Source organism: Streptomyces sp. NPDC054842, from assembly GCF_053611025.1.
This window is the reverse complement of sequence record NZ_JBSGZN010000001.1, coordinates 354,459-380,544: the sequence shown is the minus strand read 5'-3', so window position 1 is coordinate 380,544 and position 26,086 is coordinate 354,459. Positions and strand designations below refer to the sequence as shown.

Below are 26,086 nucleotides of genomic sequence, written 5' to 3'. Positions count from 1 at the left end.
GGGGCGGCCGGGGGCGCGCCGGTCGGACCGGACGGCGTGCGCCGCGAGGACCGTACGGGGCGGGCCGGGCGGAGTCGTCCCGTCCGGGTCCGCGGAGCGCCTACCCTCGTAGGGCACCCCGAGCACCCCTAGGACCTCACCCGTGGCCGGACGTTTCTCCCCCGGACCGACGCGCACCACCGTGCGCGGCGGGCAGGTCGCCGTGCCCGGCGGTGTGCCGCGCCCCGCGTCGGCGCCCGGCCGCCGGCGGACCTGGACGCCGCCGGAGCCCATCGACCTCGGGCTGGTGCTCGGCCCGCTGCGCCGTGGACCCGGCGACCCGACCTTCCGCACGACACCCGACGGTTCCGTGTGGCGGGCCACCCTGACGCCCGCCGGCCCCGGGACCCTGCGCGTGGCACTGCGCGGCGGGGCGGCCGAGGCCGAGGCGTGGGGGCCGGGGGCCGAGTGGCTGCTCGAGCAGCTCCCCGAGCTGCTCGGCGCGGCGGACGACCCGGACGCCTTCGCACCGCGCCACCGGCTGGTCGCGCTGGCCCGGCACCGCCGCCCCGGGCTGCGGCTGACCCGCACCGGGCTGGTGCTGGAGTCGCTGATCCCGTCGGTCCTGGAGCAGAAGGTCACCACCGACGAGGCGTACCGGGCGTGGCGGCTGCTCGTCCGGAGGTTCGGCGAGCCGGCGCCGGGCCCCGCGGTGGGGCGGATGCACGTGATGCCGGCGCCGCGCACCTGGGCGCTGATCCCCTCCTGGGAGTGGCACCGGGCCGGTGTCGACGACAAGCGGGCGTCGACGATCCTGCGCGCGGTGCGGGTCGCGCGGCGGCTGGAGGAGGCCGTGGGCTTCGACCCGGTGAAGGCGCAGGCCCGGCTGGAGCTGATCCCCGGGATCGGGCCCTGGACCTCCGCGGAGGTGGTGCAGCGCAGCCACGGGGCGGCGGACTCGGTGACGGTCGGGGACCTGCACCTGCCGGGGATCGTGGGCTACGCGCTGGCCGGCGACCGGGACGCGGACGACGCGGTCATGCTGTCGCTGCTGGAGCCGTACGCGGGCCAGCGGCACCGTGCGGCCCGGTTCATCCTGCTGTCGGGCCGCACGCCGCCGCGGAGGGTGCCGAAGATGCCCCTGTGGGACATCGGCCGGCTGTAGGCGGCCTACTGGTCCGAGGAGAAGCGGACCGCGCCGGCCGGGATGCGGGCGTCGCACCACACGCGGACGCCCTCGCGCAGTTCGTTGTCGGCGCCGATCGTCGCGCCGTCGCCGACGACCGTGCCGGTCAGGACCGAGCGGGTGCCGATGCGGGACCGCGCGCCGATCAGGGAGTCCGTGATGACGGCGCCCGGCTCGACCACGGCGCCCTCCAGGACCGTGCTGCCGGTGATGCGGGCCCCCTCGCCGACGAACGCGCCCTCGCCGACCACCGTGCCGCCGGTCAGCTTGGCGTCCGCGGCGACGGACGCGGTGGGCAGGACCAGGCGGTCGCCGCAGCGGCCGGGCACCGCCGGGGAGGGGGCGCGGCCGAGGACGAGGTCCGCAGAGCCGCGTACGAAGGCCTGCGGAGTGCCCAGGTCCAGCCAGTAGGTCGAGTCCACCATGCCCTGGAGGTGGGCGCCGGTGGCCAGCAGCTCCGGGAACGTCTCGCGCTCGACCGAGACCGGGCGGCCCGCCGGGATGGTGTCGATGACCGAGCGCCGGAAGACGTACGCCCCCGCGTTGATCTGGTCGGTGACGATCTCCTCGGGGGTCTGCGGCTTCTCCAGGAAGGCCGTCACCCGGCCGGTCGCGTCCGTGGGCACCAGGCCGTACGCCCGCGGGTCCTCGACCCGGGTGAGGTGCAGCGAGACGTCCGCGCCCGAGGTCTCGTGCGTGCGCACCAGCGCCCGGATGTCCAGGCCGGTCAGGATGTCGCCGTTGAAGATCAGGACCGGGTCGTCCGGTCCTGAGCGCAGCCGCGAGGCCACGTTGCGGATGGCTCCGCCGGTGCCGAGGGGCTCCTCCTCGGTGACGTACTCCAGGTGGAGGCCGAGCGCCGAGCCGTCGCCGAAGTGGGGCTCGAAGACCTCGGCCAGGTACGAGGTCGCCAGGACGACGTGCTCGACGCCCGCCGCCCTCGCCCGCGCCAGCTGGTGCGTGAGGAAGGGGACCCCGGCCGCCGGGACCATCGGCTTGGGGGTGTGCACCGTGAGCGGGCGCAGCCGGGTGCCTCTGCCGCCGACCAGGAGGATCGCTTCTGTCACCTGTCGTCTTCGCTTCCTGCCGGGACCGGCCGAACTGTCTTTCGGCCGGTCAGTGTATGCAGACCTTCCGATGGCCGGTCCGACGGCCGCCGCCCTCGCCCCGCGGTGCCCCGCCCCTCACCGGCCCTGGTAGCGGGCCGCCGTGGAGCGGGCCGTGCCGAGCTTGGTGTAGAGACGGCGTCCCGGACATTCCGTGGCGAAGCCGTCCCGGTGACCGGAAATCACATTCAGTCGTACCTTCTGACCTTTTCGGTACAGATTGCCACCGCCGGACGTCAGGTATGTCTTGCCGCGCGGATTGGCCCCGAACAGGCCCAGCTTCCATGCCGTGAGCTTCGCGACGGCCTTGACGGCCGCGCCGGACGGCTTCGAGGAGCCGAAGCTGCCGAGGACGGCGATCCCCATGCTGTTGCTGTTGAAGCCGAGCGTGTGGGCGCCCATGACGGGCTTCGCCACGCCACCGGCGCGGCCCTCGTAGATGTTCCCGCACTTGTCGACGAGGAAGTTGTAGCCGATGTCACGCCAGCCGCTGCTCCTGACGTGATAGCGGTAGATGCTCCGGATCACCGAAGGGGCCTGGGCGCAGCGGTAGTTGTTGCCCGAGGCGGTGTGGTGCACGAAGGCCGCCCTGACCTTCTTCGTGTACACGAAGCCCCGCTCGCGCAGGTTCTCGTCGGCACCCCAGCCCCGGCGCGTGACGATGCGCGGGCGCGGGCCGATGTACGGCTGCACGCGCCGCTCGTCCCGCAAGGCGCCGCGCGCACCGGTGCGTACGGCGCGGACCTCGCCGCGTCCGACCTGTGCGCGTCCGAATTGCCCGGCCAGGAACTCCGCCACGGTCTGCCGCCGGGACAGCTCCGGGAACTGGGTGGCGGAGGCGCGGGGGGCGTCCACCGGAGCGCCCCTCGGGGGCGCCGTGCCGGGGTCGACCAGTTCGAGGTGCAGGCCGCGCGGGAAGGGCGACTCGTCGGAGCCGGGGCCGCGGTCGTCGGCCTCGGCCTGCACCCGCACCTCGACGCCGTTCGAGTTGCCCACCCACAGCGGCGCCGTGGCCCCACGCACCCGGCCCGAGTCACGCTCGGCGGTGTCGGGGTCGGCCGCGTGCTCGTGGTTGTGCGTCTCGACGTCCTGCCAGCCGGACCAGCGGCCGCTGCCGGCGGCCCGGGTGCGGACCTGGACCCGGCCGAACAGCTCGGCGTCCGGATCGTCCCAGATGACACCGACCAGCGAGAACGGCCGTACGTCCCGTCGCAGCAGCCCCTGTTGCGGGACGGCGGCTCCGGCGGCGCGGTCGGCGGGAAGCGGCACGAGGGGAAGGGACTGGGTGCTGCCGGGCAGGGCCGCCGCGGCGGGGGCGGAGGCCGGGGCCGTCCGTGGAGCGGACGAGGCCGAGGCGGGCAGGGCCCCCGGAAGGGCCAGGGCGGCCGCGCACGTGACACCGATCGAGGAAGCAAGAAATCCACGCATGCGAACGATCGTGGACATAGCCATACATATCTGTCCATCGGGGAATTGACGGGTCGTCGGGCCCACTCGTCCGATCCGGCGACCCGTCGGCCGCGACCCGCCCGCCGCCCCCGCGTACCCTGGCCCGCGTGACCGCCACCGACCGCACCCCTGCCGACCTGCTGCGATCCGCGCTCGCCGCGGACCCCGCGCGCCCCCTGGTGACCTTCTACGACGACGCCACGGGTGAACGCGTCGAACTCTCCGTGGCCACCTTCGCCAATTGGGTGGCCAAGACCGCCAATCTGCTGCAGGGCGAGCTGTCCGCCGAGCCCGGCGAACGGGTCGCGCTGCTGCTGCCCGCGCACTGGCAGACGGCGGTGTGGCTGCTCGCCTGCTCCTCCGTGGGCGTGATCGCCGACGTCGACGGCGACGCGGCCGCGGCGGACCACGTCGTCGCGGGGCCCGGCCGGTTCGAGGAGGGGCTCGCCTGCTCCGGGGAGCGCCTCGCCCTCTCGCTGGCCCCGCTGGGCCGCCGCTTCCCCACCCCGCCGGCCGGGTACGCCGACTACGCCGTCGAGGTGCCGAGCCAGGGCGACCGCTTCCAGGCGTACGCCCCGGTGGACCCGGAGGAGCCGGCGCTGATCGTCGCGGGGGCCGAGTACACCGGGGCGGAGGTCGTCGAGCGGGCGCTCGGGGACGCTCCCGGGCTCGACCTCACGGGGCCGGGGTCGCGGATGCTGTCGGCGTTGCCGTACGACACCTGGGAGGGGCTGAGTGCCGGGCTGTACGCGCCTCTGGCGGCCGGCGGGTCCGTGGTGCTGTGCCGGAATCTCGACCGGCTCGGGGCGGATGCGGTGGTTCGGCGGATCGAGAGTGAGCAGGTGACGGCTACCGCGCGGTAGCCCTCCGGGCGTTTCGGGGTGGGCCGGCTGGCCGGGGTCTGGGGGCTTGCGTCGGCCCTCGCGGGGCTTGGCGCCGTGGGGGCCGAGCCCGTCGGGCTGCCTTGCCGCCGTGGGGGTTGCTCGCGCCGTTCCTCGCGCCCCTGAGCGCCGTGGGGGCTGGGGCCGTCGGGCTGCCTTGCCGCCGTGGGGGTTGCTCGCGCCGTTCCTCGCGCCCTTGGCGGCTCGGCGCCGTTGGGGGTGGTCGCTCGTTCGGCTCAGTGTTCTTGGGTCCTTTGTCGCCCCGCGGGTCATGGTCGTAGGAGCACGGGACGCTCGTACGCCAGGAGGGGTGGATCCACACGTGACCGACACCGCCGCGGGCCCTCCCTCCGGACGCCCGGGCGATGACGCGCCTGAGCCCGCGGTCGTGCTGGGGCCGGGTCTGAGAGCGTCGGCCACCGGGGCGGGACTCGCGCGCCGCCGCAAGCGGTGGCTGCGCTACACCGCGATCGGTGTCGCCGTCGTGCTGGCGTGCGCGGCGGGAGCGGGCTGGGCCGTCTACGAGAAGCTGGACTCGAACATCACCGCGGACAACGACGCGGCCGCCGAACTCGCCCGGTACGAGAAGGAGCGGCCCACCTCGCTCGTCCGCGGCGCGCAGAACATCCTGCTGATCGGGTCGGACTCCCGCTCGGGCGACGGCAACCGCAAGTACGGGCGGGATTCGGGCACCGAGCGGTCCGACACCACGATCCTGCTGCACCTGGCGGCCGACCGGCACAACGCGACGGCCGTCTCGCTGCCCCGCGACCTGATGGTGGACGTGCCCGGCTGCCGCCGCCCGGACGGCAGCCGCACGGAACCGGTCTTCGCGATGTTCAACTACGCCTTCCAGACCGGTGGTTCGGCGTGCACGGTCCGCACGGTCGAGAAGCTCACCAACGTGCGGGTCGACCATCACGTGGTCGTCGACTTCAGCGGCTTCAAGGAGATGGTCGACGCGGTCGACGGCGTCCGGGTGTGTCTGAAGGAGCCGATCGACGACAAGGCCGCCAAGCTGCGGCTGCCCGCGGGCCGGGTGAAGCTCGACGGCGAGCAGGCCCTCGGCTACGTCCGCGCCCGCAAGAGCATCGGCGACGGCAGCGACACCGACCGCATGGACCGCCAGCAGCGCTTCCTCGGCGCGCTCGTCAACAAGGTGCAGAGCAACGACGTCCTGCTCAACCCGACGAAGCTGTATCCGCTGCTCGACGCGGCGACCTCGTCCCTCACCACGGACCCCGCCCTGGCGAGCCTGCGCGGGCTGTACCAACTCGTGCGCGGCATGCGCGACATCCCCACCGAGCGAGTGCGCTTCCTGACGGTGCCCAGGACGTCGTACACCTACAACGCCAATCGCGACCAGCTCGTGGAGCCCGCGGCCGACCGGCTCTTCGCCCGGCTGCGCGCGGACGAGCCGGTGGAGGTCTCCAAAGGGCTTCCGGAGGACTCCGCCGCGGAAAGCCGCGGCACGGACCCGCAAACCGAGGAGAACTCGTACGAGCGGGGTGACGAAGAGCCGTACGACTCCTCGCCCGATTCCGACGACCGGCCCGCACGCGACTACGCAGAGACATCACACGGTGACGCCAAGTCCGGGGAAAAGCGCCCCGACAGCCCAGTTGAGAGCCCCGAACCGGCTCCGACCTTCCGGGGCAACACGGCGGCCGACGACGGCTGCGAGTAAAGCGCTCGCCAAGCCGGGGAACATCAGTCCCAAGAAATAGGACGGATTGCCCAGTTGTAGGGAAGTGGAATTTGTCACCGTCGTCGCTCCACGCTGAACTGGGCGGATAGTGTGAGCGATCCGGTGCACCCGGCCGCGAGGTCATCCCTCAGGGTCGCGCACTGCTTGACCGAGACCCGAGCGCCTTCTTGAGGGGGGTAAGGCGCCGCGTGGCCCCGACGGAGGATTCAGACAACCGTGGACGCGCAAGGCCGTGGGCGGGCGGACGACATCGACCCCGCAGACCAGTGGGTACTCAACCCGGACACCGGCGAATACGAACTGCGACTGAGTCCTTCCGCAGCGCAACCGGCAGTCCCCCGACCTCGCAGGACCGCCACCGGTGGCGGGACCCGGACGCGCAGGGCGCCGGACCGGGAGGCGAACGACACTCTCGCCCCCGACACGCTGCCCGGACCGCGGCGCCGCCGCGGCGCGCCCCCCGAGCCGGCGCCGCCCCCGGGCCGGCGCCGCTCGCGCCCCGCGAAGAAGCCCAAGCAGTCGAAGGCGAAGAAGATACTGCTGTGGACCGGTGGTTCCATGGCCTTCGTCCTCGTCGGTGTGAGTGCCGCGGGTTACCTGTACCTCAAACACCTCGAGGGAAACGTCAACACGACGGACGTCGGCAGCGCGGGCAGCGAGGGCTTCAGCAAGGACGAGGCCTTCGACATCCTGATCATCGGAACCGACAAGCGCACCGGCAAGGGCAACGGCGGCTACGGCGACAAGAACAGCGTCGGGCACGCGGACACCAACATCCTGCTGCACGTCGCCAAGGACCGCACGAACGCCACGGCGGTGAGCATCCCGCGCGACCTGATCACCGACGTCCCGGACTGCCCGACCATCCAGCCCGACGGCTCCGAGAAGGTCATCGCGGGCAGCCGGAGCGTCCGCTTCAACACCAGTCTCGGGCAGGGCGATCGGGACCCCGGCTGCACCATGCGCACGGTCCAGGCCCTCACCGGCATCAAGCCCGACCACTTCATGATGGCGGACTTCAACGCGGTCAAGACGCTGACCTCCGCGGTCGGCGGCGTCGAGGTCTGCGTGGCCCACCCGGTGGACGACAAGGAGTCGCACCTGAAGCTGCCGAAGGGGAAGTCGACGGTCGCGGGCGAGCAGGCGCTGGCCTTCGTGCGCACCCGGCACAGCTTCGGCAACCAGGGTGACCTCGACCGCATCAAGGTGCAGCAGCAGTTCCTCGGTTCGCTGATGCGCAAGATGTCCTCCAGCGACACCCTGACCAGCCCCGCGAAGCTCTACAAGCTGGCCGAGGCCGCCACCAAGGCGCTGACCGTCGACACCGGCATCGGCAAGGTCAGCACGCTCAAGGACGTGGCGATGGAGCTGAAGAAGGTGCCGCCGAAGAACATCACCTTCACCACGCTGCCGGTGCTCGACAACCCCGCCGAGAAGGTGAAGGCGACGGTCGTCGTCAACGAGTCCAAGGCCAAGCCGCTCTTCGAGGCCATCAAGAACGACGTGTCGCTCACCGCGGTGAAGCAGAAGGAGAAGAAGGAGAAGGCCGCCGTGGCCGCCCGCCTCAAGGGTCCCCGCTCCGACGCCTCCGACATCCGGGTCGACATCTACAACGGCGGTGCCGAGGCAGGCTCCGCACAGCAGACTCTCAGCTGGCTGCAGAATGATGAGGGCGTGCTGAAGTCGAGCCAGCTCGGAAACGCCGGCGAAACGCTGAGCAAGACCACCCTGGAGTACTCTCCCGACCAGGCGGATCAGGCGCGCAAGCTGGCCGACCTCATGGGACTGCCGGCTTCCGCGATGAAGCCCGGCAAGAGCGAGAAGAACGCCCAGGGGCTGCCCGCGATCGTGCTGACCCTCGGCGAGGACTTCAAGGGCGCTGGTGTGCCGCTGACGAGTTCGTCGGTGGACCTGGACGTCGACAAGTCCACGGCGGACAAGCAAGTGTGCGCCAGTTGATGACCTGACGGGTCCGTCACGCGTCCAACCTTCAGGGGCGCTCGTGCGTCCAACCGGACGCGGGACGGACCCGTTTGTCAGGTTCAGGGTGGGGAGGCAGGGGAGATGGCGCAGAGCGGTGTGCGTGGGGAGGGGGCACGGTCACGTGTCCGGCACGCGGGAGAACTGGGCTGGGACGACAGTCTGTACGACGAGAACGGCGATCCGGTTCAACCGGCCGGCGAACCGGTGCGGGAGGCCGGCGGGCAGGTCCGGGACGAGTCCGGCTCCGCGGCCGCTCCGGAGGACGGCGACGACCCGGCACCCGAGACACAGGACCACGGCGGCCGGCACGGCGGCGGGCAGCGGCGGCCGGGCGGAGAGGGCCGCAGGCCGCGTCGCAGACGCCGGGCCCTGCGCTGGTCGGCGACGGTCCTGGCGGTCCTGATACTCGGCACCGCGGGTGCCGGTTATCTCTACTACCAGCACCTGAACGACAACATCCACAAGGACGACCTGAACATCGGCGACGCCAAGGACAGGGCCGCCGCGCCCACGCCGAACGCCGCCGGGCAGACCCCGCTGAACATCCTGCTGATCGGCTCCGACGCGCGGGACACCAAGGAGAACCAGAAGCTCGGCGGCGCCAGGGAGACGTTCGGCGGCGTCCCGCTCGCGGACGTCCAGATGCTGCTGCACCTCTCCGCGGACCGCACCAACATGTCGGTGGTCAGCATGCCGCGCGACACCCTGGTGCAGATACCCAAGTGCACGGACCCCGACGAGCAGCGCGTGTACCAGGCGACCGTCGGACGGGTGATGACCAACCAGTCGCTCGGACGCGGAGGTCCGGGCTGCACGGTGGCCACCTGGGAGAAGCTGACGAAGATCCACATCGACCACTTCATGCAGATCGACTTCTCGGGTGTGGTGGCGATGGCGGACGCGATCGGCGGCGTCCCGGTCTGCGTGGACGCCAACATCCACTCCAAGGACAGCCAGGGCCACGGCTCCGGGCTGAAGCTGGAGAAGGGCACCACCTCGATCAAGGGCAAGCAGGCCCTGGAGTGGCTGCGCACCCGGTACGGCTTCGAGGACGGCAGCGACCTGGCACGCGCCAGGGCGCAGCACCAGTACATGAACTCGATGGTCCGCGAGCTGCGCGAGAACGCCACCGTCAGCAACCCCAACAAGCTGCGCAAGCTCGCCGAGACGGCGACGAAGGCCCTGACCGTCGACGACGGCCTCGGCACCGTGAAGAAGCTCTACGACCTCGGCAACGAGCTGAAGAAGGTCTCGCCGGAGCGCATCACGATGACGACGATGCCCAACCGGTACGTCGGCGCCCGGGTCGAGCCCACCGACGACGCGACCAAACTGTTCCGCCTGGTGCGCGAGGACATCGCGCTCGACGGCAAGAACAAGAAGTCCGACGCGGACAAGACGTCCTCGGACCCGGCCTCCGAGGACGAGCGGATCGGTGTGACGGTGCAGAACGGCACCCGCACCTCGGCCCTTGCCCCGGTCCCCGGACGCGCGAGCACCGTGAGTCAGCTGCTCGTCGGCAAGGGGTTCCTGCGGACAACGGCGGACACCACGACGGCGAGCGCCGAGGACGAGACGGTGATCCGCTACCCGAGCGCCGACCTGGAGGGCGACGCCCAGCGGGTCGCCAAGGCCCTCAAGATCCCCCTGAGCGCGGTCGAGGAGTCCCAGGACGTCTCGGGTGTCACGCTGGTGGTCGGCGCCGACTGGCGCGAGGGAACGGCGTACAAGGCCAAGGCGCGCGACGACAGGACGCCGAAGACGGCGGACGCCCTCAACGGCGCGGACGACGGGGCCTGCATGCACGTGAACCCGAACTTCACCTGGTCCTGACACGGGTCGGGCCCCTCCCCGGCGGTGACGCCGGGGAGGGGCCCGACCATGGACGGAGGGAAGGTCAGCCGGCGCTCAGCACCGCCGGACGGCGCGAGGCGATGACCTTCCGGGCCAGCGCCTTCGGGCTGGTGAGGAAGCCCCAGCCCCAGCACATGTGCATCGTCGCGAGCGCGACCGGGATCCGCAGGCGGGCCTTCAGCGGCAGGCCCTTGCCCGCGGGTATCGAACCGAGCACGATCGCCGCGAGGTAGCCGCCGGGGACCAGCAGCGCCCAGGGCGTCACCGCGAGGCCGGCCACCACGCCCGCCGCGATCGCGCACACGGCGGTCGGCGGCGCGAGGTAGCGCAGGTTGATGGAGCCCTCGTGGTAGCGGGCGACGACATGGCGCCAGCGCCCGTAGTCCTTGTACTGCTTGGCGAGGGCCCGCACGGAGGGCCTCGGGCGGTACGACACCCGGAGCTCGGGCGAGAACCAGATGAGGCCGCCCGCCTCGCGGATCCGGAAGTTCAGCTCCCAGTCCTGGGCCCGTATGAACTCCTCGTTGTAACCGCCCTGGCGCTCCAGGGCCTCGCGCCGGAAGACGCCGAGGTAGACCGTCTCGGCGGAGCCGGCCTCACCGCCCGTGTGGAACGCCGCGTTGCCCACGCCGATCTTCGACGTCATCGCGGCGGCGACCGCGCGCTCCCAGTCGTTCTCGCCCTCGGCGTGCATGATCCCGCCGACGTTCTGCGCGCCCGTCTCCGCCAGCAGGCGGACCGCGGTCGCGATGTAGTTCGGCGACAGGATGCCGTGCCCGTCGACGCGCACGACGACGGGATGCCTGGACGCCTTGATCGCGGCGTTCAGCGCGGCGGGGGTGCGCCCTGTCGGGTTCGGCACCGTGTGGACGCGCGGGTCTTCGCGTACGAGCCCGGCGGCGATCTCGTCCGTGCGGTCCGATGACGGACCGAGGGCGATGACCACCTCCATCTCGCCGTCGTACTCCTGCGCCAGGATCGCTTGGACGGCCCCGCGCAGATGCCGCTCCTCGTTGAGGACGGGCATGATCACAGAAACGGCGGGGGGCCGCACGTCAGACTTCTCGCTCATCGGACGTCACGTTACCGCGAACGGGGGACACCGGTGCGCGCCGCAGGGGTCAGGACCCGGGCCGCAGATCGTATCGGCCTACCGTGCTCACGGATTCCCACGCCCGGCCCTCGCGGAGGCCCCCCTTGCCCACGCAGCCCACGCCGCCCCGTCCGCCCACCGCACCCGTGCCCCGGCCACCCGGGCCGTCCCGCTCCCGGAAGCCCCGCGCGGCACGCAAGAAGCCTCGCTGGGCCATGCGGACGGTGACCACGCTCTCCGTGGTCGTCCTCGCGTCCGCCGGCATCGGGCACGCGGTGGTCACCAACCTCGACGCGGACATCGCCCGGGTCGACCCCTTCAAGGACATGAAGAACCGTCCCGAGGGCGGCACCGGCATGAACGTGCTGCTCGTCGGCACCGACGGCCGGGACCGGATCACCCCGGAGGAGAAGGCCAGGTACCGGCTGGGCGGCGCGCCCTGCCACTGCACGGACACGATCATGATCGTGCACATCTCGGAGGACCGGGAGCGGGCCAGCATCGTCAGCCTGCCGCGCGACTCCTACGCCGAGACGCCCGCGCACACCGACCAGATCACCGGCAAGCGGCACGAGCCGCACCCGGTCAAGCTCAACGCCGCCTACGCCGAGGGCGGTCCGCAGCTGACCGTGCGCACGGTCGAGAACATGACCCACGTCAAGATCGACCACTACCTGGAGGTCGACTTCACCAGCTTCATGAAGACGGTGGACGTGCTCGGCGGCGTGGAGATCTGCACCGCGCAGCCGCTCAAGGACACCTACACCGGGCTCGACCTGCCGGCCGGCTCGCACGCGCTGAGCGGCGGGCAGGCGCTGCAGTACGTCCGCTCCCGGCACGTCGACAGCGCCTCCGACCTCGGCCGGATGCAGCGCCAGCAGCGCTTCCTCGCGGCGATGATCGAGAAGGCCACCTCGTCCGGGGTCCTGCTGAACCCGATGAAGTTCCGCGACATCACGCACGCGGTGCTCGGCTCGGTGCGCGCGGACAAGGCGTTCGGCACCGACGAGCTGCTGGACCTGGGGCGGGCGATGCGGAACTTCTCGCCCTCCTCCTCGGAGTTCACCACGGTGCCGATCGGCGAGATGGCCTACGCCGTGAAGGGCATCGGCTCCACGCTGAAGTGGGACCGGGCCAAGGCGGCGAAGCTGTTCAGGGCGCTGCGCGAGGACGAGCCGCTGGCCCGGCACAAGGCCCGCAGCAAGGCGCTGCGGGTGGACGTGGCCCCGCAGCAGATCCGGGTCCAGGTGGAGAACGGGACGCCGACGGAGGGCCTCGGCAAGCGCGTCGACGCCGCGCTCGCCCGGACCGGCTTCCTCACCACCCGGCTGCCGTCGAACGCGGCCGACCGGACCGTACGGCGCACCGTCGTCGCCTACGACCCGCGCTGGGACCGCTCGGCGAGGTCCCTGGCCACCGCCCTGCCCGGCTGCGAGCTGCGGGCGGTCAGGGGCCAGGGGCCGACGCTGAAGGTGATCACGGGGGCGGACTACAAGGGCGTGCAGCGGGTCAAGGCCGCGGATCCCTACCAGGGCGAGTTCGGCGTGGTGACGGGCGACCAGGTGGTGTGCCCGTAGCCGGGAGACGCCACCAGGTGGTGTGCCCGGGGAGCCGGGGGCCGGGCGGGCTCAGTCGTCCAGGCCCTCGGCGGCGCGCTTCTCCCGCAGCTCCATGATCGCGCGGCGCCGGGCGAGCCGGTGCGTGCGGCGGATCTGCGCCTCCTGGCAGCGGCGCTCGTCGCGCTCGGTCTCCGGCAGCACCTGCGGTACCCGGCGGGGCTTGCCGTCGGCGTCGACGGCCGCGAAGACGAGGTAGGCGGAGCCGACCTGGGTGGCCGGGGCGGACTCGTTCCAGCGCTCGGCGAGGACCCGTACGCCGACCTCCATGGAGGTCCGGCCGGTCCAGTTCACCTGGGCCTTCACATGGACGAGGTCACCCACGCGGACCGGCTCCAGGAAGGCCATCTCGTCCATCGAGGCGGTGACGGCGGGTCCGCCCGAGTGCCGTCCGGCCACCGCGCCCGCCGCGTCGTCGACCAGCTTCATGATCACGCCGCCGTGCACCGTGCCCAGCAGGTTGGTGTCGGCGTGGGTCATGATGTGGCTGAGCGTCGTCCGGGACGCCGAGGTCGGTTTGCCGGGGATGTCGTCCCGAGCCGCTGATTCCGGGGCGGGGGCCTGGTCTGTCATGGCCTCCACCTTATGCCGGGCCGATATGTGTCAGCTTCGCAACAGCACTGGCCCTATTTTCCCTCGAACCTTGTAAGGCACGTGGTACGGCACTGCACACTGGGCGGCATGAACGATTGGCCCGACGGGTGGTCCGACGACAACCGCAGCAACCGGTACGGCGGCGGCAGCGCGAGCGCCCAGCCCGAGAGCGCGCGTGTGATGCGCCAGGTACGGCGTCCGGCGACCCCCGGGCCCGGCCGCTCCGCGCCGCCGTACGGCGGGGTGCCGCAGCAGCCGACCTACGTCGACGGCCAGGGCTACGACGACGGGCCGGGCCGTGACGGATACAACACCGGCCAGGTCTACGGGACGCCGGACGGCGGCGGCCACGGTGGTCCCGGCGGCCGGGGCCCGCGCTCCGCGCCGGACTGGCGCAGGCGGATCAAGTGGACCGCGCTGACCCTGGTCACGCTGCTGGTCGTGGTCTCCGTCGGCACGTACTTCTGGGCCGACTCCAAGCTGCACCGTGACGTCGACCTCTCCAAGGTGATCGACCGGCCGGAGGCGGGCGAGGGGACGAACTACCTCATCGTCGGCTCCGACAGCCGCGCCGGGATGTCCAGCGAGGAGAAGAAGAAGCTGCACACCGGGTCCGCCGAGGGCAAGCGCACGGACTCGATGATGATCCTGCACACCGGCGGGAACGGCTCGACGCTGATCTCCCTGCCCCGCGACTCCGACGTCGAGATCCCCACCTTCAAGGGCTCCGACTCCGGCAAGACGTACCAGGGCACGGGCCGGCACGTGAAGCTGAACGCGGCGTACGCCGAGGACGGGCCCGAACTGCTGGTCCGCACCGTCGAGTTCAACACCGGCCTGCGCATCGACCACTACGTGGAGATCGGCTTCGCGGGCTTCGCGAACATCGTCGACTCGGTCGGCGGCGTGGAGATCGAGATTCCCAAGGGCGGCATGAAGGACACCAAGTCCGGTGCCGACTTCGAGGCGGGCAAGCAGACCCTGGACGGGCAGCAGGCCCTCGCCTTCGTGCGCACCCGGTACGCGCTCGCGGGCAGCGACCTGGACCGTACGAAGAACCAGCAGAAGTTCCTCTCGGCGCTGGCCAACCAGGTCGCGACGCCGAGCACGATCCTGAACCCCTTCAAGCTGTACCCGACGATGAGCGCGGGCCTGGACACCCTGATCGTGGACAAGGACATGGGCCTGTTCGACCTGGGCGACATGTTCTGGGCGATGAAGAGCGTCAGCGGCGGCGACGGCACCTCGATGAACATGCCGATCTCGGGCTCCACCGGCGGCAACCTCGTCTGGGACAAGGCCAAGGTGAAGACCCTGGTGAACGAGCTGAAGAACGACGAGAAGGTGACGGTGTCGGGCAACTGAGCCCACCCGCACCGCACGTGAGAGGGCCCCGCCGGTCACACCGGCGGGGCCCTCTCACGCATACGGGAGAAGCGGTTACGGCAGGTTCCTGGCCATCACGATCCGCTGGACCTGGTTCGTGCCCTCGTATATCTGGGTGATCTTCGCGTCGCGCATCATGCGCTCGACCGGGTAGTCGCGCGTGTAGCCGTAGCCGCCCAGGAGCTGGACGGCGTCCGTGGTGACCTCCATGGCCACGTCGGAGGCGAAGCACTTGGCGGCGGCGCCCTGGAAGGTGAGGTCCTTGTCCCCACGCTCGGACTTGGCGGCGGCCGCGTAGGTGAGCTGGCGGGCGGCCTCGATCTTCATGGCCATGTCGGCGAGCATGAACTGGATGCCCTGGAAGTCGGCGATCGGCTTGCCGAACTGCTTGCGCTCCTGGACGTAGCCCTTGGCGTAGTCCAGGGCGCCCTGCGCGATGCCCAGCGCCTGCGCCGCGATGGTGATGCGGGTGTGGTCCAGGGTCTTCATCGCGGTGGCGAAGCCGGTGCCCTCCTCGCCGATCATGCGGTCGGCGGGGATGCGCACGTTGTCGAGGTAGACCTCGCGGGTCGGGGAGCCCTTGATGCCGAGCTTCCGCTCCGGGGCGCCGAAGGAGACGCCCTCGTCCGACTTCTCGACCACGAAGGCGCTGATGCCCTTGGAGCGCTTGGTGGGGTCGGTCACCGCCATGACCGTGTAGAACTCGCTGACGCCGGCGTTGGTGATCCAGCGCTTCACGCCGTTGAGGATCCAGTGGTCGCCGTCGCGGACCGCCTTCGTCTTCATGCCCGCGGCGTCCGAGCCGGCGTCCGGCTCGGAGAGGCAGTAGGAGAACATCCCGTCGCCCTTGGCGAGCGGGGTCATGTACCGCTTCTTCAGGTCCTCGGAGCCGGAGAGGATCACCGGGAGCGAGCCCAGCTTGTTCACGGCCGGGATCAGGGAGGAGCTGGCGCACACCCGCGCCACCTCCTCGATCACGATGACGGTGGCCAGCGCGTCCGCGCCGGCGCCGCCGTACTCCTCGGGGACGTGCACCGCGTGCAGGTCGTTCGCGGTCAGGGCGTCCAGCGCCTCCTGCGGGAAACGGGCTTCCTCGTCCACCGCGGCGGCGTACGGCGCGATCTTCGCCTCGGCCAGCGCACGGATCGCGTCCCGGAGCATGTCGTGCTCCTCGGACGGGCGGTACAGGTCGAAATCAGCCGATCCGGCCAAGGTCTCTCACGCTCCAAGGACGCTAATTACCGTTAAGTAACCCAAATTTTAGGGGTCTGCCCACGCGGGGGATACGTGAGCTTGGCGACAGGGGGGAAGTTGCCCGGTGAGAGGCCCCGTCACGCCCCGACTATGCTCGGGCCCGCACCGCAGAAAGAAGTCCGCCTGGAAGCACGGGAGCACCGCATGGCCCTCAGGATCACCGTGATCGGCACCGGCTACCTCGGCGCCACGCATGCCGCGGCCATGGCGGAACTCGGTTACGAGGTCCTCGGTCTCGACGTGGTGCCCGAGAAGATCGAGATGCTCCAGCGGGGCGAGGTCCCGATGTACGAGCCCGGTCTCGAGGAGCTGCTCCGCAAGCACGTCGCGGGCATCGAGGGATCCAGCGGCCGGCTGCGCTTCACGATGGACTGGGCCGAGGTCGGCGCGTTCGGCGACGTGCACTTCGTCTGCGTGAACACCCCGCAGAAGCACGGTGAGTACGCCTGCGACATGTCGTACGTGGACGCCGCGTTCGAGTCGCTCGCCCCGCATCTGCGCGGTCCCGCGCTCGTCGTCGGCAAGTCGACCGTGCCCGTGGGCTCGGCGGACCGGCTCGCGGCGCGGCTGGCGGAGCTGGCACCGGCCGGCGAGGACGCCGAGCTGGCCTGGAACCCGGAGTTCCTGCGCGAGGGGTTCGCCGTGCAGGACACGCTGCATCCCGACCGCATCGTCGTGGGCGTCCGCAGCGACCGCGCCGAGAAGCTGCTGCGGGAGGTCTACACGACGCCCGTGGCCGAGGGCTCGCCGTTCGTGGTGACCGACTTCCCGACCGCGGAGCTGGTGAAGACCTCCGCGAACTCCTTCCTCGCCACCAAGATCTCGTTTATCAACGCCATGGCCGAGGTGTGCGAGGCGGCCGGCGGTGACGTCGCCAAGCTGGCCGAGGCGATCGGGCACGACGACCGGATCGGCAAGAAGTTCCTGCGGGCCGGGATCGGCTTCGGCGGCGGCTGTCTGCCGAAGGACATCCGCGCCTTCATGGCCCGCGCCGGCGAGCTGGGCGCCGACCAGGCGCTGACCTTCCTGCGCGAGATCGACTCGATCAACATGCGCCAGCGCGGCCAGATGGTGGAGCTGGCGCGCGAGGCGCTCGGCGGGGGTCCCTTCCTGGGCAAGCGGGTCGCCGTACTCGGCGCGACCTTCAAGCCGGACTCCGACGACGTACGGGACTCGCCCGCGCTGAACGTGGCCGGGCAGATCCACCTCCAGGGCGGCCAGGTCACGGTGTACGACCCGAAGGGCATGGAGAACGCCCGCCGGATCTTCCCGACGCTCGGGTACGCCGACTCGGCGGTGGAGGCGGTGCGCGGCGCCGACGTGGTGCTGCACCTGACCGAGTGGCGCGAGTTCCGCGAGCTGGACCCGGCGGTACTGGGCGGGGCGGTCACCGCCCGGCTGGTCCTGGACGGCCGCAACGCCCTGGACCCGGAGCTGTGGCGCCGGGCCGGCTGGACCTACCGCGCGATGGGCCGGCCCACGGCGTAGCGTCCGCCGCGCAGGACGCCGAAGGACGCCGGTCCGGCCGAGGCTCAGTCGGCCGGACCGGCGTCCTCGCTCATTCTCCCCCGGCGCGCCGCCGGGCGTGGGCACAAGCCGTCACTTCGCGCGGTAGCGGCGCATCTTGGCGCGGGCCCCGCAGACGGACATGGAGCACCAGCGGCCGCGTCCGGCCGGGCTGCGGTCGTAGTACGCCCAGTGGCAGTCCGGTGCCTCGCAGGCCTTCAGGCGGAGCCAGGTGCCCTCCACGAGGGCCTGGGCGACCGCCGCCGCCACCCGGGAGGCCAGCGGCGCCGGGTCGGCCGCGGTGAGCGAGGCGGCGCCGTCGCCGTCCACGGTCACCAGCAGGGGCGCCGCGGCCAGCAGCCGGCCCAGCGGGGTCACCTCGCGGTGCGGCGGATGCCCCGCGTGGGCCAGGCACACCGCGCGCAGCGACTCGCGCAGTTCGCGCGCCGCCGGTCCGTCCGCCTCCGCGAGTCCGTAGGGCGCCCGTCCCTCCTCCGTGTCGAGCCGGTCGGCGCCCGACTCGATGTCCAGGGTGTTCACCAGCGCCTGGACCAGGGCCAGGCCGCCGGGCGCGGGCGCACGGTCATTCATGCTTGCGACGTTACCTCTTGTGCGGGAGCATGCAGTAACCGTTACTGGTTACCCGCTTCTACCGGTAACCGCATTCGGTGACCGCATTCCGCAGGAGACACAGGAGGAAGTCATGGCTCTGGCCGAACTGGGCGCCGTCGTCCTGGACTGTCCCGACCCCCGCGCCCTGGCCGGGTTCTACGCCGAGATGCTCGGCGGGACGGTCGAGGGCGACGGGGACTGGGTGGACCTGACGGTGCCGGGGGGCCGGACGCTGGCGTTCCAGGCCGCGCCCGGATTCGTACCGCCGAAGTGGCCCGCCGCCGAGCATTCGCAGCAGTTCCACCTGGACCTGATGGTGGCCGACCTGGACACGGCCGAGAAGGGCGTGCTGGCACTGGGCGCGAGGCCGCTGGACACCGAGGACCGCTCGCGCACGTTCCGGGTGTACGCCGATCCCGCGGGGCACCCGTTCTGCCTCTGCGTGACCGCCCAGCCGTAGCGGGGCCCCGCGCCCGCCTCAGCTGTCGAGTTCGGAGATCTTCGCGGTGGACGGCTCGCGCCGTGACTGCGCGGCGCGGGCCGTGAAGTCCGCGTTGCGCAGCACCCGCTGGACGTTGCCCCAGGTGAGCAGGGCGATGTCGGACTCGGGCCAGCCGCGGTCCAGCAACTCGGCGACCAGGAGCGGGTAGCACGAGGTGTCCGTGAGGCCGCGGGGGTGCGCCGCCCCCGTGTCGTACGTCCCCGAGAGGCCGACGCACTCGGGTCCCGCGAGCGCGCGCACGTGGTCGAGGTGGTCGGCCACGTCGGGCACCGAGGGGCCCGTCTGCTCGGCCGTCAGCGGCACCAGGCACAGCCCGTGGGCGGCTCCCAGCTCGGTGAGCACCTCGTCGGGCAGGTTGGCCGGGTGGGGGCGCAGCGAGCGGGCCGCGGACCGGACGAAGACCACCGGCGCCTTGGAGACCGCGAAGGCGCGGCGGACCGTGGCGTCGGAGGCGCCGGAGAGGTCCGGGAGGACTCCCAGGCGGTTCATCTCGCGGACCACCTCCTCGCCGAACCGGGTCAGGCCCGTCCCGCTCGCCCAGCTGGTGCCCGCGAGCGTGAGGAAGCGGAGCCCGAGGCCGCGCAGCGCCCGCAGGATGCCCAGGGAGTCGCCGAGGGCGGGGGCGCCGGCGGGGCCCAGCAGCACGGCGATGCGGCCGCAGTGGCGGGCGTCGGTGATCTGGCCCGCGCTGTACGCGAGGCGCAGGCCCTCGGGGTGGGCCTGGACCACCGTCTTCACCAGGTCGATCTGGTCCAGGGTGGCGCCGACGGCCCGGTCGCCGGCCAGTCCCTCGGGCAGGTGCAGCGACCAGAACAGCGCGCCGACGTGTCCGGCCCGCAGCCGCGGGACGTCCGTGTCCAGGGCGCTCTCGCCCAGCTCCAGGTCGTACCAGGGCAGGTGGCGCAGCGCCCACGGCAGGCCCGTGTAGCCGTCGGCGACGGGGTGCTCGGCGAGCAGGGCGCAGGCACGCTCCAGCGCCTCTGGGGAGACGGCGGGCGCTTCCTCGGCGTGCTGTGGCGGCGCGGTCGCGGGCAGCGCGACGGGCCGGTCGAGTCCGCCCACCTCGGCGGTGCTGTGCAGGTCGTCCTGGAGGTCTGCCATGGCCGGCTCCGTACGTCAGCGTGATCGCAGTACGGTCACCGTCGCACGGAGGTCCGGGGGCTTCTCGGTGGGTGGGGCGTTCGGGGGTACGGACCCCCGGACGCCGCGGCACCGTTCAGCAGTCGAGCTGCTCCAGCGTGGCGTTCGAGGGACCCCGGCCGGCCCGCAGGTCACGGGCCACGTCCTCGGCCGCGCCCAGCACCCGTACCGCGTTCTGCCAGGTCAGCTTGGCGAGGTCGGCGCGGGACCAGCCGCGGTCGAGCAGTTCCGCGACGAGGTTCGGGTAGCCGGAGACGTCGTCCAGGCCCTGGGGCGTGAACGCCGTGCCGTCGTAGTCGCCGCCGATGCCGAGGTGGTCGACGCCGGCCACCTCGCGCATGTGGTCCAGGTGGTCGGCGACCGTGGAGACGGTGGCGACGGGGCGCGGGTTCGTCTCCTCGAAGGCGCGGTGGACCTTCATCGCCTCGGCGGTGGTGTCGAGGTGGTGGAAGCCGTGCGCGCGCATGTTGTCGTCCGCCGCGGCCGTCCAGTCGACGGCGGCCTGGAGGACGAACTTGGGCACGAAGGTCACCATCGCCACTCCCCCGTTGGCGGGCAGCCGCTCCAGGACGTCGTCCGGGATGTTGCGCGGGTGGTCGCACACCGCGCGCGCGGAGGAGTGGGAGAAGATCACCGGCGCGGCGCTGGTGTCGAGCGCGTCGCGCATCGTCGTCGCCGCCACGTGCGAGAGGTCCACGAGCATGCCCTCGCGGTTCATCTCCCGGACCACCTCGCGGCCGAACGCGGACAGACCGCCCACGCGCGGCACGTCCGTCGCCGAGTCGGCCCAGGCGATGTTGTCGTTGTGCGTGAGCGTCATGTACCGCACGCCCAGCGCGTACAACTGCCGCAGCGCACCGAGGGAGTTGTCGATGGAGTGCCCGCCCTCGGCGCCCATCAGGGAGGCGATACGGCCCTCCGCGCGCGCCGCCTCCATGTCCGCGGCGGTCAGCGCGGCCCGCAGGTCGGCCGGGTGACGGTCGATCAGCTGCCGTACACAGTCGATCTGTTCGAGCGTCGCCGTCAGGGCGCCCGGCAGGTCCGAGCGCACGTACACCGACCAGTACTGGGCGCCGACCCCGCCCGCGCGCAGCCGCGCCAGGTCGGTGTGCAGGTGGGCGCTCTGGTCGGACGCGATGTCGCGGGCGGCGAGGTCGTAGCGGACCTGCTCGCGCAGGGCCCACGGGAGATCGTTGTGCCCGTCGACCACGGGGAATTCGGCGAGCAACTCGCGGGCGAGGTCCAGGGAGGACATCCGCGTCACTTCCCGAACCCGAAGCCGCCGCCCGCGCCTTCGACCTTGGTGCGCAGCCGCTTGCCCTTCTCGGTGGCCTGGTCGTTCAGCTCCTGCTGGAACTCCCGCATGCGGGCGAGGAGTTCCTCGTCGTGCGCGGCGAGGATACGGGCGGCCAGCAGGCCGGCGTTGCGCGCGCCCCCGACGGAGACGGTCGCGACGGGGACGCCGGCGGGCATCTGCACGATGGACAGCAGCGAGTCCATCCCGTCCAGGTACTTGAGCGGCACCGGCACCCCGATGACGGGCAGCGGGGTGACCGAGGCGAGCATGCCGGGCAGGTGGGCGGCGCCGCCCGCGCCCGCGATGATCGCCTTCAGACCGCGCTCCGCGGCGTGCTCGCCGTACGCGATCATCTCGCGCGGCATCCGGTGCGCGGAGACGACGTCCACCTCGTAGGCGATCTCGAACTCGTCGAGGGCCTTCGCGGCGCCCTCCATGACGGGCCAGTCGGAGTCGGACCCCATGACGATGCCGACGACGGGCGACTGCGGGGACGTGCTCATTCGGTGATCGTGCCTCTCAGGTAGCCGGCTGCGTGCCGGGCGCGATCGAGGACCTCGTCCAGGTCGTCGCCGTAGGTGTTGACGTGACCGACCTTGCGGCCGGGCTTCACGTCCTTGCCGTACATGTGGATCTTGAGCTTGGGGTCGCGGGCCATGCAGTGCAGGTACGCGGAGTACATGTCGGGGTAGTCGCCGCCGAGGACGTTGACCATGACGGTCCAGGGGGCGCGCGGGCGCGGGTCGCCGAGCGGCAGGTCGAGGACCGCGCGGACGTGGTTGGCGAACTGGGAGGTGATCGCGCCGTCCTGGGTCCAGTGGCCCGAGTTGTGCGGGCGCATCGCCAGCTCGTTGACCAGGATGCGGCCGTCGCGGGTCTCGAACAGCTCCACCGCGAGGTGCCCGACGACGCCGAGCCGCTGCGCGATGCGCAGGGCCAGCTCCTCGGCCTCCAGGGCCAGCGCCTCCGGGATGCCGGGCGCGGGCGCGATCACCGTGTCGCAGACGCCGTCGACCTGCTGGGACTCCACCACGGGGTAGGCGACCGCCTGGCCGTGCGGGGAGCGCACCACGTTGGCCGCGAGCTCGCGCACGAAGTCGACCTTCTCCTCGGCGAGGACCGGGACGCCGGCGCGGAAGGGGGCGGCGGCCTCCTCGGCGGAGCGCACGAACCAGACCCCCTTGCCGTCGTAGCCGCCGCGGACCGTCTTGAGGATCACGGGGAACCCGTCCCCCTCGGCGGCGAACGCGGCGACGTCCTCGACGTCGCTCACGATCCGGTGCCGGGGGCAGGGCACGCCGATCTCGGTGAGCTTCGCGCGCATCACGCCCTTGTCCTGGGCGTGCACGAGCGCGTCGGGGCCGGGGCGGACGGGGATGCCGTCCGCCTCCAGGGCCCGCAGATGCTCGGTGGGTACGTGTTCGTGATCGAAGGTGATCACATCGCAGCCCCGCGCGAAGTCACGCAGCGTGTCGAGGTCGCGATAGTCGCCGACGACGACATCACCGACCACCTGCGCCGCTGAATCCTGCGGGGTGTCACTGAGGAGCTTGAACCTGATGCCGAGCGGGATGCCCGCCTCGTGTGTCATACGAGCGAGCTGCCCCCCGCCGACCATGCCGACTACCGGGAACGTCACGCTCCAAGAGTATCGGCCACGCCGCAGCGGCCGGATCTGGTCCCTCCCGGCGGCCCCCGAAGGGGTGCGGGGGCCGGTTCTCCGCCCGCGTGTCCGCCCGTACACGGGCGCCGCCGGGGGCCGCTGGTTAGCATGGCCGGGTTGACGTATCCGACCTATGCATCCGACCGACGGGGGCTGGCGACACGATGGGCAGTGGTTCCACGGACGTGCGCGCGCCCCGCAGCACGGTGCGCGAGCGGTTCGACCTGCTCGCGCGCGAGGTCGCGAAGTTCGGCGCCGTGGGCGCCGTGGGCACCCTGGTCAACTTCGGCGTCTCCAATCTGCTGTGGCACACCACGGACCTCCAGGCGGTCCGGGCGAACGTGATCGCCACGGTCGTCGCCATCGCCTGCAACTACGTGGGCTTCCGCTACTTCACCTACCGCGACCGCGACAAGAGCGCCCGGACGAAGGAGCTCACGCTCTTCCTGGCGTTCAGCATGGTGGGCCTGGTCATCGAGAACGGCGTGCTCTACGCGGCGATCTACGGCTTCGGCTGGGACAGCCCGGTGCAGCGCAACGTCTTCAAGGTTCTCGGCATCGGCATCGCGACGATGTTCCGCTTCTGGTCGTACCGCACGATGGTGTTCCGCTCGCTGCCGGAGAGCGAGGCGGTGGCGGGCGCCGAGGCGGTGCTCGGTTCCCGGCCGGAACAGGCCGGACGGCCCGCGCAGCGCGTGCCCTGATCCCGCCCGCTCCCGCGGGGTGAGCGTCCGCCGCGGGAGGCCGTCGGTCAGCGGACCGTGGGCTCCTGCTCGCCCTCCGCGGGCCGCTTCAGGGGCGTACGGGACAGGAACAGGCCGAACACCGGGGGCTGGGCCTGGAGCATCTCCAGGCGGCCGCCGTCGGCCTCCGCCAGGTCGCGGGCGACGGCCAGGCCGATGCCCGTGGAGTTGCGGCCGCTGATCGTGCGCTCGAAGATGCGGGCGCCCAGGTCGGCCGGGACGCCGGGACCCTCGTCGGTGATCTCCACGACGGCCTGGTTGCCGGTGACGCGGGTGCGCAGGGCGACGGTGCCGCCGCCGTGCATGAGGGAGTTCTCGATGAGGGCGGCGAGGACCTGGGCGACCGCGCCCGGGGTGCCCACCGCCCGCAGGTGCCGCTTCCCGGAGCTGACGATGGCGCGGCCCGCGCTGCGGTAGGCGGGACGCCACTCGGCGAGCTGCTGGAGGATCACCTCGTCGAGGTCGAAGGAGACGGCGGAGCCGGTGCGCGGGTCGCGGGCGTTGGTCAGCAGCCGCTCCACGACGTCCGTGAGCCGCTCGACCTGCGTCAGCGCGATGGTCGCCTCCTCCTTCACCGTCTCCGGGTCGTCGGTGAGGGTGATCTCCTCCAGCCGCATGGACAGCGCCGTCAGCGGCGTACGGAGCTGGTGCGAGGCGTCGGCGGCCAGTCTGCGCTCGGCGGTCAGCATGCGGGCGATGCGCTCGGCGGAGCCGTCCAGCACGTCGGCGACGCGGTCCAGCTCCGGGACGCCGTAGCGCTTGTGGCGGGGGCGGGGGTCGCCCGAGCCGAGCCGTTCCGCGGTCTCCGCGAGGTCGGTGAGCGGGGAGGCGAGACGGTTCGCCTGCCGTACGGCGAGCAGGACGGCGGCGATCACGGCGAGCAGCGCGACCGCGGCGATGATCATGAGCGTGCGGCCGACCTCGCGGGTGACCGAGGAACGCGGTTCCTCGACGGTGACCGTCTCGCCCTCCTCGCCGGTGGCCTCGGCGTGGATGACGTCGCCGGTGAGCGGCTTGCCGATCTCGATGGGCGCCTGCCCGGGGATGCGGATCACGGCGTAGCGGCCCTTGGCGACCTGGTCCCGGAGGATGGCGCCGCTGATCCGCTCGTCGCCGAGGATGCGGCTGTCCACGATGCTGGCGAGGCGCAGCGCCTCGGAGTCCACCCGTTCCTGGGCGCTGTTGCTGATGGTCCGGGTCTCGACGATGACGAGGGACACACCGAAGACGGCGATCACCACGAGTACGACGGCGAGCGTGGACTGGATGAGTCGTCGGCGCATGACCTGTCACCTGGGGAGCGGAGGAACCGGGCTGTCGTCCTGCGGACGGAGTTCCCCTAGCTCTTCTCGAACCGGAAGCCCACGCCTCGTACGGTCGCGATGTAGCGGGGGTTCGCCGCGTCGTCCCCCAGCTTCTTGCGGAGCCAGGAGATGTGCATGTCGAGGGTCTTGGTGGAGGACCACCAGGTGGTGTCCCAGACCTCGCGCATCAGCTGGTCGCGGGTGACGACCCGGCCCGCGTCCCGGACGAGGACCCGGAGGAGGTCGAACTCCTTGGCGGTGAGCTGGAGTTCCTCCTCGCCCATCCACGCGCGGTGGGACTCGACGTCGATCCGCACGCCGTGGGTGGCGGGCGGCTGCTGGGGCTCCGCGGCGCCGCGCCGGAGCAGGGCCCGGACCCGGGCCAGCAGCTCGGCCAGCCGGAACGGCTTGGTCACGTAGTCGTCGGCGCCCGCGTCCAGGCCGACTACGGTGTCCACCTCGTCGGCGCGCGCGGTCAGGATGAGGATCGGGATGGTGTGGCCCTCGGCGCGCAGCCGCCTCGCCACCTCCAGGCCGTCCATGCCGGGCAGCCCGAGGTCCAGCACGACCAGGTCGACGCCGCCCTGGATGCCGGCGTCGAGCGCGGTGGGTCCGTCCTCGCGCACCTCCACCTCGTAGCCCTCCCGGCGCAGGGCACGGGCCAGCGGCTCCGAGATGGACGCGTCGTCCTCGGCGAGCAGTACACGGGTCATGGGCTGATGGTAGTCCGCCCCGGACGGGAGCCGGGGGGTGATCCGCAGGCGTGATTCCCACCTTCGCCGCGCGGGGCCGCAGCCGGTGTCCGGGAGCCGGCCCGCCGGCCGCTGTGACGCGGGTCGCCTGCGGCTGTGGGATGCGATCCTGGGAGAGACCTTCGAATGGACGCGTGCGGTTCCTTTCTTACCTGTGATCCATGTCTCAAGTCCTTCCATATGCCGCATTCGCATGTCGTATTGTGACCAGACGCCTGTAGCACCACACGGGGACCTTTGGCGCGAGTTCGATGCTGAAGGTCTCTTTTGTGTGCGGGCTGGTGTTCGCCAGCCCCGAAAGGAATGACCTGTGGCCGGGCCCCGAGCGCATCGACGCGCGAAGGGGCGTGGATCCCGGTGGTCGTCGTCCACCGCTCCGTGACCCGGAGCGGACTCCCCTGGGCGTGGGGGCGGACGGTCGAGTCCCGCCGGTGCCGGCCGCCCCCCACCGGGCGCGCACCCGCCCCTGGACCCCGGC

General features: G+C 71.9%; 22 protein-coding genes. 10 read left to right on the top strand and 12 right to left on the bottom strand.

All coding sequences use genetic code 11. The features are described from left to right. The first annotated feature begins 142 nt into the window (after window positions 1-142). Window positions 143-1,144 carry a DNA-3-methyladenine glycosylase family protein gene (locus ACWGIS_RS01630; RefSeq protein WP_453360391.1) on the top strand — a complete coding sequence of 334 codons (1,002 nt, stop codon included), beginning with the start codon at window positions 143-145 and terminating at the stop codon, window positions 1,142-1,144. A 5-nt stretch (window positions 1,145-1,149) separates the two neighbouring features. On the opposite strand, the gene ACWGIS_RS01625 is transcribed toward ACWGIS_RS01630, so the two are convergent. Then, complete coding sequence (locus ACWGIS_RS01625) at window positions 1,150-2,232, bottom strand: sugar phosphate nucleotidyltransferase (RefSeq protein ID WP_453360390.1); 1,083 nt, start codon at window positions 2,230-2,232, stop codon at window positions 1,150-1,152. 117 nt (window positions 2,233-2,349) lie between these two features. Then, window positions 2,350-3,699: a peptidoglycan recognition protein family protein gene (locus ACWGIS_RS01620; protein ID WP_453360389.1), complete on the bottom strand. Its 1,350-nt coding sequence runs from the start codon at window positions 3,697-3,699 to the stop codon at window positions 2,350-2,352. Between the two features lie 128 nt (window positions 3,700-3,827). Between ACWGIS_RS01620 and ACWGIS_RS01615 the strand changes: the two genes are divergently transcribed. The 4 genes from ACWGIS_RS01615 to ACWGIS_RS01600 all read left to right on the top strand — a co-directional run bounded on the left by ACWGIS_RS01615 (window position 3,828) and on the right by ACWGIS_RS01600 (window position 10,125). Then, window positions 3,828-4,583 carry a TIGR03089 family protein gene (locus ACWGIS_RS01615; RefSeq protein WP_453360388.1) on the top strand — a complete coding sequence of 252 codons (756 nt, stop codon included), beginning with the start codon at window positions 3,828-3,830 and terminating at the stop codon, window positions 4,581-4,583. Window positions 4,584-4,923: 340 nt separating this feature from the next. Then, on the top strand, window positions 4,924-6,288 hold the full coding sequence (locus ACWGIS_RS01610; RefSeq protein WP_453360387.1) for an LCP family glycopolymer transferase: 1,365 nt from the start codon (window positions 4,924-4,926) through the stop codon (window positions 6,286-6,288). 237 nt (window positions 6,289-6,525) lie between these two features. Next, complete coding sequence (locus tag ACWGIS_RS01605; protein ID WP_453360386.1) at window positions 6,526-8,268, top strand: LCP family protein; 1,743 nt, start codon at window positions 6,526-6,528, stop codon at window positions 8,266-8,268. Window positions 8,269-8,373: 105 nt separating this feature from the next. Beyond that, window positions 8,374-10,125 carry an LCP family protein gene (locus ACWGIS_RS01600; protein WP_453360385.1) on the top strand — a complete coding sequence of 584 codons (1,752 nt, stop codon included), beginning with the start codon at window positions 8,374-8,376 and terminating at the stop codon, window positions 10,123-10,125. A 64-nt stretch (window positions 10,126-10,189) separates the two neighbouring features. On the opposite strand, the gene ACWGIS_RS01595 is transcribed toward ACWGIS_RS01600, so the two are convergent. Further along, on the bottom strand, window positions 10,190-11,218 hold the full coding sequence (locus ACWGIS_RS01595; protein WP_453360384.1) for a glycosyltransferase family 2 protein: 1,029 nt from the start codon (window positions 11,216-11,218) through the stop codon (window positions 10,190-10,192). Window positions 11,219-11,343: 125 nt separating this feature from the next. Here ACWGIS_RS01595 and ACWGIS_RS01590 point away from each other — a divergent pair, with 125 nt between their 5' ends. Continuing rightward, a complete protein-coding gene (locus ACWGIS_RS01590; protein ID WP_453360383.1) occupies window positions 11,344-12,816 on the top strand; it encodes an LCP family protein in 1,473 nt (490 codons plus the stop codon). Window positions 12,817-12,867: 51 nt separating this feature from the next. Here the strand turns inward: ACWGIS_RS01590 and ACWGIS_RS01585 are convergent, their stop codons facing one another. Then, entirely contained in the window at window positions 12,868-13,428 is a 561-nt protein-coding gene (locus ACWGIS_RS01585) for an acyl-CoA thioesterase (protein WP_453360382.1), read from the bottom strand. 108 nt (window positions 13,429-13,536) lie between these two features. On the opposite strand from ACWGIS_RS01585, the gene ACWGIS_RS01580 reads away from it, so the two are divergent. Beyond that, window positions 13,537-14,814 carry an LCP family protein gene (locus ACWGIS_RS01580; RefSeq protein ID WP_453360381.1) on the top strand — a complete coding sequence of 426 codons (1,278 nt, stop codon included), beginning with the start codon at window positions 13,537-13,539 and terminating at the stop codon, window positions 14,812-14,814. Between the two features lie 75 nt (window positions 14,815-14,889). On the opposite strand, the gene ACWGIS_RS01575 is transcribed toward ACWGIS_RS01580, so the two are convergent. Further along, window positions 14,890-16,047 (bottom strand): acyl-CoA dehydrogenase, encoded by a 1,158-nt coding sequence (locus tag ACWGIS_RS01575; RefSeq protein WP_453360380.1) that lies wholly within the window; start codon window positions 16,045-16,047, stop codon window positions 14,890-14,892. Window positions 16,048-16,233: 186 nt separating this feature from the next. On the opposite strand from ACWGIS_RS01575, the gene ACWGIS_RS01570 reads away from it, so the two are divergent. Beyond that, window positions 16,234-17,577: a UDP-glucose dehydrogenase family protein gene (locus tag ACWGIS_RS01570; RefSeq protein WP_453360379.1), complete on the top strand. Its 1,344-nt coding sequence runs from the start codon at window positions 16,234-16,236 to the stop codon at window positions 17,575-17,577. Window positions 17,578-17,688: 111 nt separating this feature from the next. Here the strand turns inward: ACWGIS_RS01570 and ACWGIS_RS01565 are convergent, their stop codons facing one another. After that, on the bottom strand, window positions 17,689-18,186 hold the full coding sequence (locus tag ACWGIS_RS01565; protein ID WP_453360378.1) for a CGNR zinc finger domain-containing protein: 498 nt from the start codon (window positions 18,184-18,186) through the stop codon (window positions 17,689-17,691). 112 nt (window positions 18,187-18,298) lie between these two features. On the opposite strand from ACWGIS_RS01565, the gene ACWGIS_RS01560 reads away from it, so the two are divergent. Beyond that, the gene (locus tag ACWGIS_RS01560) at window positions 18,299-18,667 is read left to right on the top strand and encodes a VOC family protein (protein WP_453360377.1); all 369 of its coding nucleotides are present in this window, start codon (window positions 18,299-18,301) and stop codon (window positions 18,665-18,667) included. An 18-nt stretch (window positions 18,668-18,685) separates the two neighbouring features. Here ACWGIS_RS01560 and ACWGIS_RS01555 read toward each other — a convergent pair whose 3' ends face one another. The 4 genes from ACWGIS_RS01555 to ACWGIS_RS01540 form a co-directional block, all read right to left on the bottom strand. Then, complete coding sequence (locus tag ACWGIS_RS01555; protein ID WP_453360376.1) at window positions 18,686-19,810, bottom strand: dipeptidase; 1,125 nt, start codon at window positions 19,808-19,810, stop codon at window positions 18,686-18,688. A 115-nt stretch (window positions 19,811-19,925) separates the two neighbouring features. Beyond that, on the bottom strand, window positions 19,926-21,104 hold the full coding sequence (locus tag ACWGIS_RS01550; protein ID WP_453360375.1) for a dipeptidase: 1,179 nt from the start codon (window positions 21,102-21,104) through the stop codon (window positions 19,926-19,928). Window positions 21,105-21,109: 5 nt separating this feature from the next. Beyond that, window positions 21,110-21,649, bottom strand: coding sequence for a 5-(carboxyamino)imidazole ribonucleotide mutase (gene purE / locus ACWGIS_RS01545; protein ID WP_453360374.1), 540 nt, complete (start codon window positions 21,647-21,649; stop codon window positions 21,110-21,112). Beyond that, the gene (locus tag ACWGIS_RS01540; protein WP_453360373.1) at window positions 21,646-22,785 is read right to left on the bottom strand and encodes a 5-(carboxyamino)imidazole ribonucleotide synthase; all 1,140 of its coding nucleotides are present in this window, start codon (window positions 22,783-22,785) and stop codon (window positions 21,646-21,648) included. Before ACWGIS_RS01540 ends, purE begins: the two co-directional genes overlap by 4 nt. A gap of 188 nt (window positions 22,786-22,973) precedes the next feature. Between ACWGIS_RS01540 and ACWGIS_RS01535 the strand changes: the two genes are divergently transcribed. Then, window positions 22,974-23,513 (top strand): GtrA family protein, encoded by a 540-nt coding sequence (locus ACWGIS_RS01535; protein WP_453360372.1) that lies wholly within the window; start codon window positions 22,974-22,976, stop codon window positions 23,511-23,513. 47 nt (window positions 23,514-23,560) lie between these two features. Here the strand turns inward: ACWGIS_RS01535 and ACWGIS_RS01530 are convergent, their stop codons facing one another. Together ACWGIS_RS01530 and ACWGIS_RS01525 are read right to left on the bottom strand one after the other, a co-directional pair. Next, a complete protein-coding gene (locus tag ACWGIS_RS01530; protein WP_453360371.1) occupies window positions 23,561-24,835 on the bottom strand; it encodes an ATP-binding protein in 1,275 nt (424 codons plus the stop codon). Between the two features lie 56 nt (window positions 24,836-24,891). Then, on the bottom strand, window positions 24,892-25,569 hold the full coding sequence (locus ACWGIS_RS01525; RefSeq protein WP_453360370.1) for a response regulator transcription factor: 678 nt from the start codon (window positions 25,567-25,569) through the stop codon (window positions 24,892-24,894). Window positions 25,570-26,086: the final 517 nt, after the last annotated feature.

Coding starts and splice junctions, on each gene's coding strand:
- ACWGIS_RS01620 (WP_453360389.1), bottom strand. CDS start 3,699: ATGCGTGGATTTCTTGCTTCCTCGATCGGTGTCACGTGCGCGGCCGCC.
- ACWGIS_RS01600 (WP_453360385.1), top strand. CDS start 8,374: ATGGCGCAGAGCGGTGTGCGTGGGGAGGGGGCACGGTCACGTGTCCGG.
- ACWGIS_RS01595 (WP_453360384.1), bottom strand. CDS start 11,218: ATGAGCGAGAAGTCTGACGTGCGGCCCCCCGCCGTTTCTGTGATCATG.
- ACWGIS_RS01585 (WP_453360382.1), bottom strand. CDS start 13,428: ATGACAGACCAGGCCCCCGCCCCGGAATCAGCGGCTCGGGACGACATC.
- ACWGIS_RS01580 (WP_453360381.1), top strand. CDS start 13,537: ATGAACGATTGGCCCGACGGGTGGTCCGACGACAACCGCAGCAACCGG.
- ACWGIS_RS01570 (WP_453360379.1), top strand. CDS start 16,234: ATGGCCCTCAGGATCACCGTGATCGGCACCGGCTACCTCGGCGCCACG.
- ACWGIS_RS01565 (WP_453360378.1), bottom strand. CDS start 18,186: ATGAATGACCGTGCGCCCGCGCCCGGCGGCCTGGCCCTGGTCCAGGCG.
- ACWGIS_RS01560 (WP_453360377.1), top strand. CDS start 18,299: ATGGCTCTGGCCGAACTGGGCGCCGTCGTCCTGGACTGTCCCGACCCC.
- ACWGIS_RS01555 (WP_453360376.1), bottom strand. CDS start 19,810: ATGGCAGACCTCCAGGACGACCTGCACAGCACCGCCGAGGTGGGCGGA.
- ACWGIS_RS01550 (WP_453360375.1), bottom strand. CDS start 21,104: ATGTCCTCCCTGGACCTCGCCCGCGAGTTGCTCGCCGAATTCCCCGTG.
- purE (WP_453360374.1), bottom strand. CDS start 21,649: ATGAGCACGTCCCCGCAGTCGCCCGTCGTCGGCATCGTCATGGGGTCC.
- ACWGIS_RS01535 (WP_453360372.1), top strand. CDS start 22,974: ATGGGCAGTGGTTCCACGGACGTGCGCGCGCCCCGCAGCACGGTGCGC.
- ACWGIS_RS01530 (WP_453360371.1), bottom strand. CDS start 24,835: ATGCGCCGACGACTCATCCAGTCCACGCTCGCCGTCGTACTCGTGGTG.
- ACWGIS_RS01525 (WP_453360370.1), bottom strand. CDS start 25,569: ATGACCCGTGTACTGCTCGCCGAGGACGACGCGTCCATCTCGGAGCCG.